General features: G+C 57.8%; 13 protein-coding genes. 6 read left to right on the top strand and 7 right to left on the bottom strand.

The features are described from left to right. Nucleotides 1-104: 104 nt before the first annotated feature. From O3S85_RS11695 to mce, 6 genes are all read right to left on the bottom strand, one after another. Nucleotides 105-1,607, bottom strand: a complete 1,503-nt coding sequence (locus tag O3S85_RS11695) for a butyryl-CoA:acetate CoA transferase (RefSeq protein WP_269540558.1) — start codon at nt 1,605-1,607, stop codon at nt 105-107. 79 nt (nt 1,608-1,686) lie between these two features. Continuing rightward, nucleotides 1,687-3,144 carry a sodium ion-translocating decarboxylase subunit beta gene (locus O3S85_RS11690; protein ID WP_343218951.1) on the bottom strand — a complete coding sequence of 486 codons (1,458 nt, stop codon included), beginning with the start codon at nt 3,142-3,144 and terminating at the stop codon, nt 1,687-1,689. Nucleotides 3,145-3,229: 85 nt separating this feature from the next. Next, entirely contained in the window at nt 3,230-3,628 is a 399-nt protein-coding gene (locus O3S85_RS11685; RefSeq protein WP_269540556.1) for a biotin/lipoyl-containing protein, read from the bottom strand. Nucleotides 3,629-3,658: 30 nt separating this feature from the next. Continuing rightward, nucleotides 3,659-4,054 carry an OadG family protein gene (locus tag O3S85_RS11680; RefSeq protein ID WP_269540555.1) on the bottom strand — a complete coding sequence of 132 codons (396 nt, stop codon included), beginning with the start codon at nt 4,052-4,054 and terminating at the stop codon, nt 3,659-3,661. Nucleotides 4,055-4,061: 7 nt separating this feature from the next. Then, complete coding sequence (locus O3S85_RS11675; protein ID WP_269540554.1) at nt 4,062-5,615, bottom strand: acyl-CoA carboxylase subunit beta; 1,554 nt, start codon at nt 5,613-5,615, stop codon at nt 4,062-4,064. Nucleotides 5,616-5,652: 37 nt separating this feature from the next. Then, nucleotides 5,653-6,057, bottom strand: coding sequence for a methylmalonyl-CoA epimerase (mce, locus tag O3S85_RS11670; protein ID WP_269540553.1), 405 nt, complete (start codon nt 6,055-6,057; stop codon nt 5,653-5,655). 149 nt (nt 6,058-6,206) lie between these two features. On the opposite strand from mce, the gene O3S85_RS11665 reads away from it, so the two are divergent. The 4 genes from O3S85_RS11665 (at nt 6,207) to meaB (ending at nt 12,189) form a co-directional block, all read left to right on the top strand. Continuing rightward, on the top strand, nt 6,207-8,351 hold the full coding sequence (locus O3S85_RS11665; RefSeq protein WP_269540552.1) for a methylmalonyl-CoA mutase family protein: 2,145 nt from the start codon (nt 6,207-6,209) through the stop codon (nt 8,349-8,351). Nucleotides 8,352-8,383: 32 nt separating this feature from the next. Then, nucleotides 8,384-10,564 (top strand): methylmalonyl-CoA mutase, encoded by a 2,181-nt coding sequence (gene scpA / locus O3S85_RS11660; RefSeq protein ID WP_269540551.1) that lies wholly within the window; start codon nt 8,384-8,386, stop codon nt 10,562-10,564. An 18-nt stretch (nt 10,565-10,582) separates the two neighbouring features. Beyond that, on the top strand, nt 10,583-10,954 hold the full coding sequence (locus O3S85_RS11655; RefSeq protein ID WP_269540550.1) for a hypothetical protein: 372 nt from the start codon (nt 10,583-10,585) through the stop codon (nt 10,952-10,954). Nucleotides 10,955-11,085: 131 nt separating this feature from the next. Next, entirely contained in the window at nt 11,086-12,189 is a 1,104-nt protein-coding gene (gene meaB, locus O3S85_RS11650; protein ID WP_269540549.1) for a methylmalonyl Co-A mutase-associated GTPase MeaB, read from the top strand. On the opposite strand, the gene O3S85_RS11645 is transcribed toward meaB, so the two are convergent. Continuing rightward, nucleotides 12,186-13,433, bottom strand: a complete 1,248-nt coding sequence (locus tag O3S85_RS11645; protein ID WP_269540548.1) for a tagaturonate epimerase family protein — start codon at nt 13,431-13,433, stop codon at nt 12,186-12,188. The genes meaB and O3S85_RS11645 overlap by 4 nt on opposite strands. 141 nt (nt 13,434-13,574) lie before the next feature. On the opposite strand from O3S85_RS11645, the gene O3S85_RS11640 reads away from it, so the two are divergent. Both O3S85_RS11640 and O3S85_RS11635 read left to right on the top strand, forming a co-directional pair. Next, a complete protein-coding gene (locus O3S85_RS11640; protein ID WP_269540547.1) occupies nt 13,575-14,636 on the top strand; it encodes a LacI family DNA-binding transcriptional regulator in 1,062 nt (353 codons plus the stop codon). A 91-nt stretch (nt 14,637-14,727) separates the two neighbouring features. Further along, a complete protein-coding gene (locus tag O3S85_RS11635; protein WP_269540546.1) occupies nt 14,728-15,711 on the top strand; it encodes a phosphoglycerate dehydrogenase in 984 nt (327 codons plus the stop codon). Nucleotides 15,712-15,719 lie beyond the last annotated feature (8 nt).

The raw sequence follows: 15,719 nt of genomic DNA, 5'->3' as shown, positions 1-15,719 counted from the left end.
TAGAAAATAGCTGCGGCAATATTGGCTAAGCTGATTTTAAAAAAAATAACCGGCCCAGTCGTGTATGACTGAGCCGGTCCACTCTACTACTGCTACTACTTACTCTACTGTGGCTTGGGTGACGACCATACCACGTTGTGCATGTCGCCAGTTTGCAGAAATGCCTGGTGCATGCTGTAGGCGTCGCCCAAACTTTGCGGTGTGTGGCCGTCTTTCACGGCCTGCAAATAACGGTGCAATTTGTCGCGGTACTCCGGGTGCGCGCAGTTGTCGATGATCGCCAGGGCGCGCTCGTGTGGATCTTTGCCCCTCAAGTCTGCTATGCCCTGATCGGTGATGACAACTTGCACGCTGTGCTCGCTGTGGTCGAGGTGGCTGACCAGTGGCACGATCGTGCTGATGTTGCCGCCCTTAGCGACCGACGGACAGGTGAAGATCGAGATAAATGCGTTGCGCGTGAAGTCACCCGAGCCGCCAATGCCGTTCATCAGGTCCTTGCCCATGACGTGGGTGCTGTTGACGTTGCCAAAGATGTCCAACTCAATCGCGGTGTTGATCGAGATGATGCCCAGGCGCCGTACGATCTCCGGATGGTTGGAGATTTCCTGTGGACGCAGAAGCATGCGCGTTTTGTAGAACTCCAGATCTTCGTAAACTTCCTGCAGAACGGGCGGGCTCAGGGTGAGGGATGTTGCGCTGGCGAACTTCACGGCCCCGTCCTTCATTAGGTCGATGACGGAGTCTTGAATCACTTCGGAATACATCTCGAAGGCAGGGATGTCCGGATGGCGGCCCATGGCACCGAGCACCGCATTAGCGATGTTACCCACGCCGGATTGGATCGGCAAAAACTTATACGGAATGCGACCGGACTTGAGCTCTTCGGCGAGGAAGCGGGCGACGTTATCACCAATTTTGAGCGTGATGCCGTCGGGCTCCTTGAAGCCGCCGGTTTCGTCGGGCAGATCCGTCCGCACAATGCCGGCGATTTTGGTCGGGTCGACTTTCAACACATCCGTGCCCACGCGATCGCGGCAGGTGTTTATCGGGATGGGCTGGCGGTTGGGTGGGTCGAGCGGCTCGTAAATATCGTGCAGTCCGCGCAAACCTTTGGGGTGCTTCTCATTGAGCTCGATGATGATCTTGTCCGCGACATTACAGAAAGTCGGGGTGGCACCGACGGAGGTTGTCAGGATGATCTCGCCATCCTCAGAAACATCGCAGGCTTCGATCACCGCATACTTGAACTTGCCGAGGAATCCGTAGCGCACGTTCTGCGGCAGCATGGAAAGGTGCATGTCGAAGAAGCGTGTCTTGCCGGCGTTGATGGACTTGCGCAGATACTTGTCCGATTGATACGGGGTGCGCCAGGCAACGGCGTCCGCGCGGGCAAGTTCGCCGTCGAGTGAGTCGCCCGTGGATGCACCGGTGACCACGCCGATTTTGAACGGTCGCCCGGCCTCATGTTCGGCTTTGGCGCGAGCGGCCAATGCGCGTGGAATCGCCTTGGCGGCTCCGGCGGGGGTGAATCCGCTGAAACCGATGGTGTCACCATCGTTAATCATCGCAGCGGCTTCGGCTGCAGTTAGTTCGGGGATTGCCGTCATGGTCATCATGATTGTTCGGAGTTTTTGTAGCTTTGTGATGCAGAGTTAATGTATCGGATTTGGCTTTGTATGGCAAAGTTTAATGTGAGCTGGCGAAGACCGCCATGAAGTAACCCGCGGCTAGCGCCGTGCCGATTACGCCGGCGACGTTGGGCCCCATGGCGTGCATCAGCAGGTAGTTGCTGGGGTCGGCTTTTTGGCCCTCCACCTGGCTAACCCGCGCCGCCATTGGCACGGCCGAGACGCCGGCTGAGCCAATGAGCGGGTTGATCTTGCTCTTGCTGAAAAGATTCATGCCCTTGGCCATGATTATGCCGCTGGCCGTCGCGATGCTGAAGGCTACGACGCCGAGGGCGAGAATCATGAGGGTCTCCGCTTTCAGGAAACGGTCACCGGTCATGGTGATGCCCACGCTGGCCCCGAGGAAGATCGTGACAATGTTGATCAGCTCGTTCTGCGCGGCCTTGGAGAGGCGCTGGGTGACGCCGCATTCGCGGAGGAAATTGCCCAGCATCAGCATGCCGATAAGCGGTGAGGCATCGGGTGCGACCAGGATGCAGAAGATGGTCACGATCAGCGCAAAGATCAGCTTTTCCAATCGGCCTACCTTGCGCAGGCTTTTCATGCGGATTTGGCGTTCGCTCTTGGTCGTCAGCGCACGCATGATCGGCGGTTGGATGACTGGGACCAGCGCCATGTAGCTATATGCGGCGACGGCAATTGGGGCCATCAAGTCTGGCGAAAGCGCATTGGCGAGAAAGATCGAGGTCGGTCCATCGGCCCCGCCGATGATGCCAATTGCGGCCGCTTCCGAGCTGGTGAAGAATCCCGAGGCCATCGCGCCGAGGTAAGTAGCGAACACCCCGAACTGCGCGGCAGCGCCGAGAAGCAGCGTGCGCGGGTTCGCGATCAGTGGGCCAAAGTCGGTCAACGCACCGACGCCCAGGAAGATCAACGGCGGGAAAATTTCCAGGATGATCCCCAGCGAGATGTAGTGAAACAAGCCCCCGTTGTGGTCACTGAAAACGCGGGCCAATGGCTGGCCGGCGGTCACGGCGTCACCCGCTTTGATGAACGCCTGGGACATGCGGCCAGAGGCTTCGGCCCAGACCAGGTAGTCATCGCCGCGCACGGTGATTGTTTCATCCGAGCCCAGCCAGGGGACTTGCACGGAGACGGGTTCGCCTTCACTGTGCGACTCGTCGCCACGGATGACGTAGAGCAGGGTCTGGCGGCCTTCGCCGTAGAGCAGATTCTCTTCGTCAAAGACTTTCTCGATGCCGTCTTCGCCGAGCTTGGTCATGTGGTTGGGACGCTGGCGAGGCGTTGCGGGCATCTGCACGGATTGCCCGGGCTCACCGTAGGCAGCCACCACGACACCGCTAACCGGGCTCAGGATTTCTCCGGGCGGCGTGTCGGTCATGTTCTTTGTCGGGAGGTTGGCCAGCAGGGCACCAAAAGCAATGGGCACCAAGAGCAGTGGCTCAAACTCCTTGAAAACCGCCAGGTAAAGCAGGATGGCAACCACCACCCACATGACGATCATTTCCCAGCCAAGTGCGCCAAAGCCGGTTAAACTGATTAATTTGCTGAGGTCCATTTGGGTTCTCCTTTCAAGCAGATTACTCGACGGAGATCAGGCCCTGGCCTTCTTCGACCGCGTCTCCGGCAGCCACATGGATGGCCTTGACGGTGCCGGCGGCCGGCGCGTTAACGATGGTATTCATTTTCATGGCTTCGAGCGTGATCAGCTTTTCGCCTTCGTTGACTTGCTGGCCGACTTTGACATCGACTGAGACCACTACGGCCGAGAGCGGGCTGGGAACATCTCCCGCCGCCGCACTTCCACCGCTGGACTTGGGCGCGGGTGCGCCGACCGGGGCGGGCGCTGCGGCAGCGCGACGCGGGGCAGACCGCTTGACCGGGGCCGAAGCCGAAGCCATGGGTTGGCCGTCGTCATCGAGCATCTCGACCTCGACTTCATACGTTTTACCTTCAACGGTGATCTTTAAGCGTTTCATTGGATTGAGTGGGAAATTGGTTAAAACTATTTAGCGAACGGTATGTGATGAGAATATCTGGCGGCGACCTTCCTGAGCCCAACTTTGCTGTGCGGGCCGGATGCTCAGGATGCGGTGCGGTTGATCGCCGATGACCGCGTGCACCGCGGCGGCGACGATGGCGGCGGTCAATGCCGGGTCGAGCTCTTCAGTAACTTCGGCAGGTTCATTCTTGCTCGGAGAACTGGCAGCCGTAGATGGTGTCGCCTTGGCGGCGGACTTTTCTGGTTTGGCCGGTTGCTTAAACAGCAGGCCGACCAACTGCGTGATTCCGGCCAGGATCAATAGCACGATGATCACGAAGACGAAGCCGACCAGAATGAACTGGAGGTTCTCGCCGAGTTCAGGATGCGCCGGCATGGACGCGAGTATGGCTGGCGTTTGCATGACTGGCCTACAGTGGAATGTTACCGTGTTTCTTGGGTGGACGCGTGTCGCGCTTGGTCAGCGTTTTGCGCAAGGCCAGGGCGATCGTTGAGCGAGTTTCCGAAGGCTCGATCACGTCGGTGATCATGGCGTTGGCTGCGGCCTGATAAGGCGAGGCGAACTCACCTTGATACTCGGCGACGAGCTCTTTGGTTTTTGCGGTGGGGTCCTCGGCGTCCTTGATTTGGTTGCGGAAGAGGACCTTTACCGCGCCTTCGCCACCCATAACCGCAATCTCGGCAGTGGGCCAGGCAAAGACTAGATCGGCACCCATATCGGCCGAGCACATGGCGAGGTAAGCACCACCGTAGGCCTTGCGCATGATCAGCGTGATCTTCGGCACGGTGGCCGCGGCGTAGGCAAAGAGCATCTTGGCACCATGGCGGATAATGCCGCCGCGCTCCTGAGCTAGCCCGGGCATAAAGCCGGGCACGTCGACCAGGTTCACAATCGGAATGTTGTATATGTTGCACGTGCGGATGAAGCGCGCGCCTTTGTCCGAGCTGTCGATGTCCAGCGTGCCTGCCTTGACCTTAGGCTGGTTGCCGATGATACCCACCACGACGCCGCATATGCGGGCAAAGCCGGTTATGATGTTGGGTGCGAAGTCGGGCTGGATCTCGAAAAAGTTTCCGTCATCCACGAGCAGATCGATCACGACGTGGGTGTCGAGGGGCTCCTTGGGACTGGCCGGAACGATGTCGTTCATGCCGAGGTCTTTGCTCAAGTCGATGTCCGCATCCAGATTGTGGGGCGGGTCGGAGATGTTGTTGTTCGGGAGGTAGGAGAGTAACTCGGAGGCGAGTTCCATGGCATGCTTGTCGTCCTCGGCGATCAGGTGAATATTGCCGCTGATGGAGGCGTGCGCGGCGGCCGAAGCGAATTGCGCCAGTTCGGCTTTTTCACCCGTGGCGGCTTTAATAACATCCGGCCCGCAGATGAACATATTGGCGTTGGTCTCCGTCATGATGATGAAGTCCGTGAGGGCGGGCGAGTAGGCGGCACCCCCGGCGCAAGGCCCGGCGATCACGGCGATCTGCGGCACGACACCAGACAGGTAAACGTTCTTAAAGAACACCTGGCCATAGCCGGAGAGTGAGTCGACGCCCTCCTGAATGCGCGCGCCGCCGGAGTCATTCACGCCGACCACCGGAATGCCGGCTTCGTGTGCGTACTCCATCAGGTCGCAAATTTTCTTAGCGTGAATACGGCCCACTGCGCCGCCGCCGACGGTGAAGTCCTGGCTGAAGGCAGCCACGGGCCGACCATTGACATAGCCGGTGCCGCAAACGACGCCATCGTAGGGCATGGCCTTATCCGCCATGCCGAAGCGATGGCAGGTGTGCTGCGCGTGCATGCCGAACTCCTGAAACGTGCCGTCTTCGAAGAAGAATTCCAGCCGTTCTCGGGCAGACATTTGACCTTTGTCTTTGCGCTTGGCGAGCTTGTCAGCGCCGCCGGCTTGGGCGGCGAGCTCCCGGCGCTTTTGCAGGTCTTCCAGTAATTTGGGATCGATGGCCATGGCCTAGAGTAAGTTTTGAGTGACCGTTGAGGTTGTGTTAATTCTTGGGCATGCAGAATTCGGTGAGCACGCCGTGGGTGGATTTCGGGTGAAGGAAGGCGACGAGTTTGTTGGCCGCACCTTCAAAGGGGGTTTCGTGGATCAGGCGCAGACCACTGTCGGCAGCCTGCTTGAGCTGGCCCTCGATGTTGTCCGTGCCGAACGCGATGTGGTGAATGCCCTCGCCGTTCTTTTCGAGGAACTTGGCGATGGGGCTGTCGTCGGCGGTGGGCTCCAGCAGCTCGATGTGTACCTCGCCAACGTGAAAGAACGCGGTACGCACCTTTTGGGACGCCACCTCCTCGCGGCCTTCGCATTGGAGACCGAGGGAGTCCTCGTAGTATTTAACGACCTCGTCGAGGTCCTTTACCGCTATGCCCAGATGATCGATTTTTTGAATCATGGTCGTGGATGTTGGCTTTTTATTTCGATTAGAAAAACTTAGACTGAAGTTATTTAATATAAAAGAATCTGATTGACAGGTGATGGGCATGTCAACAGTAATTTGAATATTAAATCAATTTAATATTAGAAAAACAAATCCACTCACTCATGGAAAATGATGCTAACCAGTCCCTGCTTGCCGAGTTCGACGCGGCGAGCTACGAAGAATGGAAGGATGCAGCCGTCAAGCTGCTCAAAGGCGCGCCATTCGACAAAAAAATGCTCACGCCGACACCCGAGGGCATCACGCTGCAGCCCATCTATCGCCGGGAGGACTTGGGCGCAGCTCCGGCCGCTGCGACCCTACCGGGGTTTGATGAATACACTCGCGGGGCTCATGCTGATGGGTACCGGGTTGAGCCTTGGGAAATTGCCCAGGAGCTCCCTTATGGAGAGCCCGCGGAGTTTAACCAAATTGCCCTGCAGGACCTCTACCGAGGCCAGAATGCGCTCAACGTTACCTTCGACATTGCCACGCTAAAAGGGCTGGACCCCGATGCCGCCAAGGATGGCGAGGTCTGCGCCTGCGGGCTCTCGATCGCGAGCCTCCGGGATTTTAGCCGCGCTTTCCGGGATATCGCGCCAACGGCTATCGGGATTTACTTTCAGGCGGGTTGCGCCGGTGCGCCCATCGCCGCCTTGTTCCGCGCATGGTTGAAGCAGCAAAAAGGCGTGGACCTGAAGGCGGTAAAAGGTGGCCTTGGGCTGGATCCGCTCGCAGTGCTTGCCAGTGCGGGGGCTTTGCCCACTTCACTTGAGCAACTGTATGACGAGATGCTTTGCATCGCAAAGTCGAATGCGGCGGAGATGCCCAACTTTAGCGCAATCGGCGTTAGTGGGATGCCGTATCACTCTGCGGGGGCGAGCGCCACGCAAGAGCTTGGTGCTATGCTGGCAACGGGTGTCGAGTATCTGCGCGCGCTGACCAAGCGCGGAATGGACATCAGCGAAGTAGCCAAACAAATGCGCTTCACGATCGCCATCGGTGGTAACTTCTTCATGGAGCTCGCCAAGATCCGTGCCGCGCGTCAGCTCTGGGCGCGCATTATCAAAGAGCTGGGCGGCGACAAAGAAGCGCAGGTCATGAAGCTACATGCGCGCACTGGTTTTAACAATAAGACCAAGCATGACCCTTACGCCAACATGCTGCGCACGGCGACGGAAGCCCTTTGTGGCGTGGTTGGCGGGGTGGATAGCCTCACGGTTGGCGCGTTCGACGAGATACTGCGCGTGCCGGATGCCTTCTCGCGCCGCATTGCGCGCAACACGCAGATCATCCTGCAGGAAGAGTGTGAGCTGACCGCGGTCGTCGACCCCGCCGGTGGCAGCTGGTATATTGAAAACCTCACGAACGAAGTCGCTAAAAAGGCCTGGGAAGTCTTTCAACAGATCGAAGCTGCCGGCGGCGTTTATCAAGCTTTGCAGGACAAAGTAATCCAAGACGTGATTGCGGAGGTCGCCAAGCAAAAGACAAAAATGGTCGGCCAGCGGCGGATGTCTCTCGTCGGCACCAACCAGTATCCGAACCTGGAAGAAGTTCCGCTCGATCCGCGTATTCCAGACTACGTCACCCTGCGCTTCAAGCGATCAATGGAACTGGAGCGTCAGCGTGTCGGCTGTGATGAGGAAACGGATAAGCAGATCATCGAGATGTTGGGTGCCATTCAGAAGGCGAAGCTGGATGCAAAGTTGGCGAAGCTTACTGAGGCCGTGATCGCCGGAGCCAGCCTGGGTGAAATCTCCCGCGCACTGCGCGCTTATGCGGACGCACCGGTCTGCATCGAAGCGCTGCCGAACCGCCGACTTGCCGAAATTTACGAGGAGCTGCGCGCCGCATCGACCGCCTACAAACTCAAGCACAAGCACGGACCGAAGATTTATCTCACCTGTCTTGAGAAGCTGAAACGGCATAAGGTTCGCGCGGACTTTATCCGAAGCTTTTTAGAAACCGGTGGCTTCGAGGTGATCAACTCACCTGGCTTCACCGATGCGGATGAAGCGGCGAGGGCCCTGATGGCATCCGGCGCGAAAGTAACCGTGATTTGCGGTTGCGACCCGGATTACGAATCGATGGCTGCCGACTTCATGAAGGTAATCAAGGCCAAGCTCCCCAATGTAAAAGTGCTCCTCGCCGGTTATCCCGGTGACCACGAAGAGGCGTTCAAGGCTGCTGGCATGGACGACTACATCTTCATCAAAACCGATAATTACGCCACTAATCGAAAATACCTCGAATTACTCGGCGTCCTCTAACTGCCACGAAAACTTACCAAACAATCGAACCAATGAACAACGTCGATTTCTCAACTTTGGATTACAAAGCTCCCGAGGCCGAAGCGAGCCGCGAGGAATGGAAGGAAGCCGTCGAGTCGCGCACGGGCAAGGCCCTCGATGATTTGATGACGGATACCATGGAGCAAATTTCGGTGAAGCCACTCTATACCGCCGACGACTACAAAGGCATGGAGCACTTGGATTTCACCGCCGGTCTGCCGCCATACTTGCGCGGGCCGTACGCCACGATGTATGTCTTTCGTCCCTGGACTGTCCGCCAATACGCGGGCTTCTCCACGGCTGAAGAATCCAACGCCTTCTACCGCCGCAACATCGCCGCCGGTCAGCAAGGTCTGTCGGTCGCCTTCGACTTGGCGACGCACCGTGGCTACGATTCCGACCACCCGCGCGTGGTGGGCGACGTCGGTAAAGCCGGTGTGGCCATCGACTCCGTGGAAGACATGAAGGTGCTCTTTGACGGCATCCCGCTGGACCGCGTATCTGTCTCCATGACGATGAACGGTGCCGTGCTGCCGATCATGGCTTTCTACATTCAAGCCGGCCTGGAGCAGGGCTGTGACATGAAGGACCTCGCGGGCACCATTCAGAATGACATCCTTAAGGAGTTCATGGTGCGTAACACCTACATCTACCCGCCTGCGCCATCGATGAAGATTATCGGCGACATCTTCGAATACACTTCGCAGAAGATGCCGAAGTTTAATTCGATTTCCATCTCCGGCTACCACATGCAGGAGGCGGGTGCCACGGCCGACCTCGAAATGGGCTACACGCTCGCCGACGGCCTCGAATACCTCCGCACTGGGGTTAATGCCGGGTTGGATATCGACGCCTTTGCGCCGCGCCTGTCGTTCTTCTGGGCCATCGGTAAAAACTTCTTCATGGAAGTCGCGAAGATGCGCGCCGCTCGCTGCCTATGGGCGAAGCTCGTCAACCGCTTTGATCCGAAGAACCCGAAAAGCCTTGCTCTGCGCACGCACTCGCAAACTTCAGGTTGGTCGCTGACGGAGCAGGATCCGTTTAACAACGTCATCCGCACGGCGGTCGAAGCGTTTGCCTCAGCCTGCGGTCACACGCAATCGCTGCATACCAACGCACTTGATGAGGCCATTGCGCTGCCCACGGATTTCTCGGCCCGCATTGCGCGCAACACGCAGCTTTTCATCCAGGAGGAAACTGGCATGACGAACGTTATCGACCCATGGGGTGGTAGCTACTACGTCGAGTCGCTGACGCATCAGCTGATGCAAAAGGCGTGGGCGCACATCGAGGAAATCGAGTCGCTCGGTGGCATGACCAAGGCCATAGAAGAAGGCATTCCCAAGCTGCGCATCGAAGAAGCCGCTGCTCGTCGCCAAGCCCGTATTGATTCGGGCAAGGAGACCATAACCGGCCTGAACAAGTATCGCTTGGAAAATGAAGACCCGCTCGACATCCTCGATATCGACAACACCGCAGTGCGCCTGTCGCAAATCGAGCGCCTCAAAAAGCTGCGCGCCGAGCGCAATGAGTCGGATGTCCGTGTCGCCTTGGAGGCCATTACAAACTGCGCCGAAAGCGGCAAGGGCAACTTGCTTGAGCTCGCTGTCGACGCCGCGGGTAAACGCGCAACCTTGGGCGAAATTTCCGATGCCTTCGAAAAAGTGGTCGGCCGCTACAAAGCAAAGATTCGCTCGATCTCGGGCGTTTACGCCAAGGAATTTGGAGAAGATATGAACGTTAATGCCGTGCAAATGCTCGTGAAGCAATTCGAGGAAACGGAGGGCCGCCGTCCTCGCATCATGATCGCCAAGATGGGGCAGGACGGCCATGACCGTGGCGCGAAAGTGGTCGCCACCGCCTACGCCGACCTCGGGTTCGATGTGGATATCGGGCCGCTGTTCCAAACACCGGAAGAGGCCGCGCGCCAAGCCGTGGAAAACGATGTGCACATCGTTGCCATGAGCTCGCTGGCCGCCGGTCACAAGACTCTGCTCCCGCAGCTTGTTGCCGAGCTGGAGAAGCTTGGTCGCGAAGACATCATGGTCGTCTGCGGCGGAGTAATACCCGCGCAGGACTACGATTACCTGCTCGAAAACGGAGCCAGCGCGATCTTTGGTCCTGGCACCATTATCCCCGAATCCGCGCGCACGATCTTGCAAATGTTGCTCGAAGACAGCGCGGAAGTTTAACCCCCTCAGCAAAATCCAATGGAAAAATTAGCCATGCTCCTCGCAGCCAAGAAGGCCAATCCGGACCTCGCGCATGATGTCGTGACCGAGGCTTCGGATTGGCTGAAAGGCCAGTTCAATACTGCCGGCATCAAGTTCAATTTCGCGGATTGTGAAAAGGAATACTGCGGCTTTTCGACGTTTCAAATTCAGGCCATTTATCACGGTGCCTCGGTGACGCTGTTCATCAAGATTGCGGAGGTAAAAGGCCAGGCGCACGTCTTTGCCGACATTCGTGTCCTCGACGAAGTGCAGCGCATCATGTTCCCGTTCTTTGGCGAGATCAGCAGTGATGACGGCAAGCTGACGGCGTTGAATTACATCGCTGACTTCCTGCTTAGCGTGGAGTAAGCTTTGCGTTAGAAAGTATAAGGTAGGGCGCAGTCTCCAGACAAGCCGTCACGCATGTTGAGCTGCGTTTGCCACTCCGGCGTTGCGGCTTGTCTGGAGACTGCGCCCTATCTATTTATCTAAAAATAATCATGCCTGACGAACCCTCCAAAAGCCGCAAAACCGAATGGACGCCCAAGCAAGGGGACGAGCATCACGGAACCTACGCGACCGAGGTGATGCACGGCGTGCAAGGGGTGCCGACTGTCCGCAAGCATCGCAAGAAGCGGCGGACGCTATCCGCCGACGAGGCGGTGGAGGGTATCCTGGCCGGTGATCGGACCACGTTGGCGCGCGCCATTACACTCGTCGAAAGTAAGGCAGAGGCGCATCGTGAGATCGCCCGGGAAATTCTACGCCGCTGTCTGCCGCATGCGGGCAACTCTGTGCGCCTGGGCATTACTGGCACGCCGGGTGCCGGGAAGAGCACCTTCATCGAATGCCTGGGAATGCAGATCTGTGAAGGCGGTGGGAAGATCGCCGTGCTCGCGGTTGACCCCACCAGCTCACGCAGTGGCGGTAGCGTGTTGGGGGACAAGACGCGCATGGAAAAACTCACCCGCGAGAGCAATGCCTTCATCCGCCCGTCTCCCGCCGGTGAGGCCTTGGGCGGTGTTGCGGCGAAGACCCGTGAAGCCATGCTGCTTTGTGAGGCGGCGGGCTTCGATAACATTATTGTGGAAACCGTCGGCGTCGGCCAGAGCGAGGTTGCGGTGCGCACGATGGTGGACTTTTTCCTGCTGCTGCTAATTGCGGGTGGTGGCGATGACCTGCAAGGCATCAAAAAGGGCGTAATCGAAATGGCTGACGCGATTGCGGTTAACAAGGCCGATGGCGATAATGTCAACAAGGCTAAACTCGCCTGCGGCGAATACAAGCGGGTGCTGCATTACCTGAATCCATACACGGAGGGCTGGACTCCACAAGCGCTGACTTGCTCGGCGGCTACTGGTAGCGGCGTGGATGATGTCTGGGCGATGGTGTTGCGCTTTTGCGAGGAACTTATGTCCGCCGAAAAGTTTACCCATATTCGTGCGGAGCAGAACCGCCAATGGCTCAAAGCGCTGGTACGCGATGCAGTCCTACAGCGTTTCTACGGCAGCCAATCCGTGATGGATAAGCTGCCGCAAATAGAACGCGACGTCGCGCGGGGCGAGTTGCCCGTGGTCGAGGCGGTGGAGATCCTGTTGGGCTAGCCTGCGTTGAGCAGCGACAGGTGCTTGCCCAGATGTTTTTCGAGGAGCTCGGCGTGTAAGTCGGCATTGTTTTCGAGGACCTCGAGAATGCCTTCCTTGAAGCTCCGACCGCTGGCGGCTTTACCCTTAGTCAGGACTGAGCCGAAGGTGACGTGCAACAGCTGGCGGCCGAAATCTTCATCGAGGTATTTGACCTCGTCGGCATCAATGGCACCCAGGCCGGCGACCCAATCGTCGGTAACGGAAATGTGGTAGCTGGCCTTGTCTTCCGGGAAACGGTCAGCGCTGTAGGCAATGATTTCCTTGAACAGGGCAGGGGACTGGCGGCATACGACACGCAAGGCTTCCAGGTAGCTCGTGCCCGCCGTTTTGACGTGCAGCAGATCACCGCAAATGCGGCCGATGCTGGGATAGATCGAGAATTTATCTGAGCCGCTATGGATGGAGATTTTGTAAGGACCCATGGCCTTGGCGATGGCAACGTGGTCTTCCAGTGCGGCCTCGAAGGCGGGGATGTCGCCCTTGTAGTCGATGCCTTTCTCGAACTGGCCAATGAAACGTGGTGCCAGGCTGACAACCGTCACGCCGCGGCGGCGCAGCTCCAACGCAAAGAACAGGTGCTCTAAGTGGGAGGTTGGTGCATCGGTTTCGTCCACCGAGACTTCGATTTCGTAAAGTTTGTTGGCGTTATGTTTGGCGATAAAGCCGGACATCGCGCCGCAGTGCTCGACGGCGCGGGCGTATTTTACGGCAGCGCGGTAGAGGGACTCGCGATCAAATTTAAGCACTCGCGAACCTATGTCCCACTGGCCTTCGAGGTAAGGTTTTTCCCAACTTGCATCGTCAAACACGGAATTGGCAACGAGCTTTTCGACACCCGCTGTCAGCGCGGCTTCGTCCATGTCATCGGCTTCATTGACGACGTGTTCACTTGGGTCGATGGTGAAAAAGCAGAAGCCAGCCTCGGCGGTCCATTGGACGTCTGCCTCGCACTTCAGGTGGTCGGCGTCGGCACCCCATGGGAGTGCGTACTCGGCGGCAGCAATGGTCTCTTGGGCAGCGCGCATGACTTGCTCGGGCGTGCGGTCGGTGCGGTTCATTTCGCGGATCGACTGCTGCGCCATAATGCCCGCAAAGTCGCTGGTTTTGAGAGCGGCCAGATGCCCGGGCCCGGCAAGGCCAAGGCGGTCGCCAAAGCCAAATGATTTCTTGAGTCCCAGGGTTACAGGGGTTTGGTTAGTCATCGTGTTTCGTGTTTTTGGTGAGGTGAATTTTTACGGTTGACGATTGACCCTACACGTGTTGGTTGTTGCTTTTATGTCAAGGTGATAATATTGCGCTTGGCCATATTTTATCTTGGATAACCCTGAATTCCCTCCATTCGTTTGAGTAAAGATCCTTCCAGCTCCGTTGGCACTACCGCCGCTTTGGCCCGTCACTTGGGCCTGTCCCGTTGGACCGTTTCACGAGTGCTGAACGGCCACCCGGGCGTCCTGCCGGAAACGGTTGAGCGTGTGAATAAGGCGATGGCGGAAGTCGGCTTTCAGCCAAACACGCTGGCGCGTGGTTTGCGTGGTGGGCGGACGGGTATTGTGGGGGTCTGCTTTCAGGAGTTGGAGTCGCCGATCCTGGCGCGCAAGGTGTCGCATTTGCAGCAGGCGCTGCGCGAGCTCGGTTACCATGCCTTGATCGAGCTGACCAATGGTGACCGTGATCTGGAGCGGATTGCGCTACGTAATTTTTTGTCCATGCAGGCCGAAGGCATTGTTTTAATCGGTTCTCAGTTGATGGAGGATGACGACGCGCTAACGGCCTGCCAAAAACAAGGCAAGCCGCTCATCTGGGTTGATCCGGAAAGTAAGATTAGCGGCGAGCAGTTGTCCATCGATCGTCCCTATTCAATGCGCCTCGTTTTGGAGCATTTGCATGGGTTGGGGCACCGGCGCTTTGCGGTGCTGGGAATTGACCCTGGGAATCCCTATGGTGCCTTCCGTTGGCCGGCCTTTGAGCGCCATTGCAAACGGCTCAAGATCGACATCCAAAAGAACGCGCAGCAGTTTTACCGTCGCGGCCAGAGAGAGCACGACTATGATTATGGTCGAGAATTAGCCGAGGAAATGTTGGCGGGTGAGCAGCCGCTGCCTACGGCCATCATTGCGCTGAATGACCGGGTAGCCATCGGGGCGATGAACCGTCTGCGCGAGGCAGGGGTTCAGACGCCGCGTGATGTCTCGATCGTAGGCTATGATAACCTAGAGATCGGTGGGCACATCCAGCCGACCCTGACGACCATTGATCAGTGCGCTGAGCGTCTGATGCGGCAAGCGGCCAAGCGTCTGGTTGAGCTGCTCGGAGATGGGCCGCCTCCCGAACAGAAGCCGTCCGGGAAGCTGATTAAGCCGAAGCTGATCGTGCGACAGTCGACCGATAAGCCACCGGATAAATAACATTTTCATGCCTTTCCCGCGATATTGACGTAAAAAACTTGACGAAACCCTACACGTGTTAGTTGATGCGTGAGGTTACCTTTTTTAAACCATGACCCGAATACTCCTTTCCACGACTTCCTACCAGGATACGCCTGGTCCTCATCATGAGCTGCTCGCCAGCAGTGGCGCTGAGATCGTTCGCGAGCGCGGCCCCCTAAGCGAGGCCCGCATGCTGGAACTCGCCGGCGATTTTGACGCATTCCTTTGCGGTGACGACGTCATTTCACGCGCTGTGCTGGAGAAAGCCGCTCCGCGCCTTAAAATCATTGCCAAGTATGGCATCGGCGTGGACAAGATCGATGTGGCTGCCTGCACCGAAATGGGCATCCCATTGGGGTTCACCCCGGGCGTGAATCACACGACCGTAGCCGAGCACACCTTTGCACTCATGCTGGCGCTGTTCCGTAGTTTGGTGACCGAGGTTAACTTCGTTGCTGAAGGAAATTGGAAGCGTCTGACTGGCCATGAAATCATGGGCAAGACGATCGGCATTGTGGGCCTCGGCCGTATCGGTCGCGAGGTCGCGCTGCGCGCCAAGGCGTTTGGCCTGAAGGTGATCGGCTACGATCTCTACTGGCCCGAAGACTTTGCGCGTGAGCATGGCATCGTGCGGGCTGGTGGGCTGACTCAGCTTTTCCGCGACTCGGATATCCTGAGCCTGCACTCGAATCTCACCGAAGAAACGCGCGACATGATCGACGCCAAGTCACTGCCGAATCTCAAGGACGGCGTGGTGATTATCAATTGCGCCCGCGGCGAGCTGGTCAACTCCAAGGACATGGCCGAGGCGCTCGCCAGTGGCAAGGTGGCTGGGTATGGCGCGGACGTGCTCGACGAAGAACCGCCTTCGCCGGACCACGTCCTGCTCAAGGCACCAAACTGCATCATCACGCCGCACATCGGCAGCCGCACCTATGAGAGCGTTGTGCGTCAGGCTACGATGGCGACCCAAAACCTCATCAACATGCTGCGTGGCGAAAAGCCGCTCGCGCAAGTCAACGACGCCCCGATCCCCGCAGCCTTGATCAAATAAGGACTGTT

The sequence above is a fragment of the Cerasicoccus sp. TK19100 genome (genome assembly GCF_027257155.1).
GTDB classification, from domain to species: Bacteria; Verrucomicrobiota; Verrucomicrobiia; order Opitutales; family Cerasicoccaceae; genus Cerasicoccus; species Cerasicoccus fimbriatus.
Note: the sequence above shows the minus strand (reverse complement) of the source record. Positions and strands in the feature narration are given on the sequence as shown.

Excerpts from the sequence above, each read along its gene's own strand:
- O3S85_RS11695 (WP_269540558.1), bottom strand. The coding sequence starts at position 1,607 with ATGACGGCAATCCCCGAACTAACTGCAGCCGAAGCCGCTGCGATGATT.
- O3S85_RS11690 (WP_343218951.1), bottom strand. The coding sequence starts at position 3,144 with ATGTGGGTGGTGGTTGCCATCCTGCTTTACCTGGCGGTTTTCAAGGAG.
- O3S85_RS11685 (WP_269540556.1), bottom strand. The coding sequence starts at position 3,628 with ATGAAACGCTTAAAGATCACCGTTGAAGGTAAAACGTATGAAGTCGAG.
- O3S85_RS11680 (WP_269540555.1), bottom strand. The coding sequence starts at position 4,054 with ATGCAAACGCCAGCCATACTCGCGTCCATGCCGGCGCATCCTGAACTC.
- O3S85_RS11675 (WP_269540554.1), bottom strand. The coding sequence starts at position 5,615 with ATGGCCATCGATCCCAAATTACTGGAAGACCTGCAAAAGCGCCGGGAG.
- mce (WP_269540553.1), bottom strand. The coding sequence starts at position 6,057 with ATGATTCAAAAAATCGATCATCTGGGCATAGCGGTAAAGGACCTCGAC.
- O3S85_RS11665 (WP_269540552.1), top strand. The coding sequence starts at position 6,207 with ATGGAAAATGATGCTAACCAGTCCCTGCTTGCCGAGTTCGACGCGGCG.
- scpA (WP_269540551.1), top strand. The coding sequence starts at position 8,384 with ATGAACAACGTCGATTTCTCAACTTTGGATTACAAAGCTCCCGAGGCC.
- O3S85_RS11655 (WP_269540550.1), top strand. The coding sequence starts at position 10,583 with ATGGAAAAATTAGCCATGCTCCTCGCAGCCAAGAAGGCCAATCCGGAC.
- meaB (WP_269540549.1), top strand. The coding sequence starts at position 11,086 with ATGCCTGACGAACCCTCCAAAAGCCGCAAAACCGAATGGACGCCCAAG.
- O3S85_RS11645 (WP_269540548.1), bottom strand. The coding sequence starts at position 13,433 with ATGACTAACCAAACCCCTGTAACCCTGGGACTCAAGAAATCATTTGGC.
- O3S85_RS11635 (WP_269540546.1), top strand. The coding sequence starts at position 14,728 with ATGACCCGAATACTCCTTTCCACGACTTCCTACCAGGATACGCCTGGT.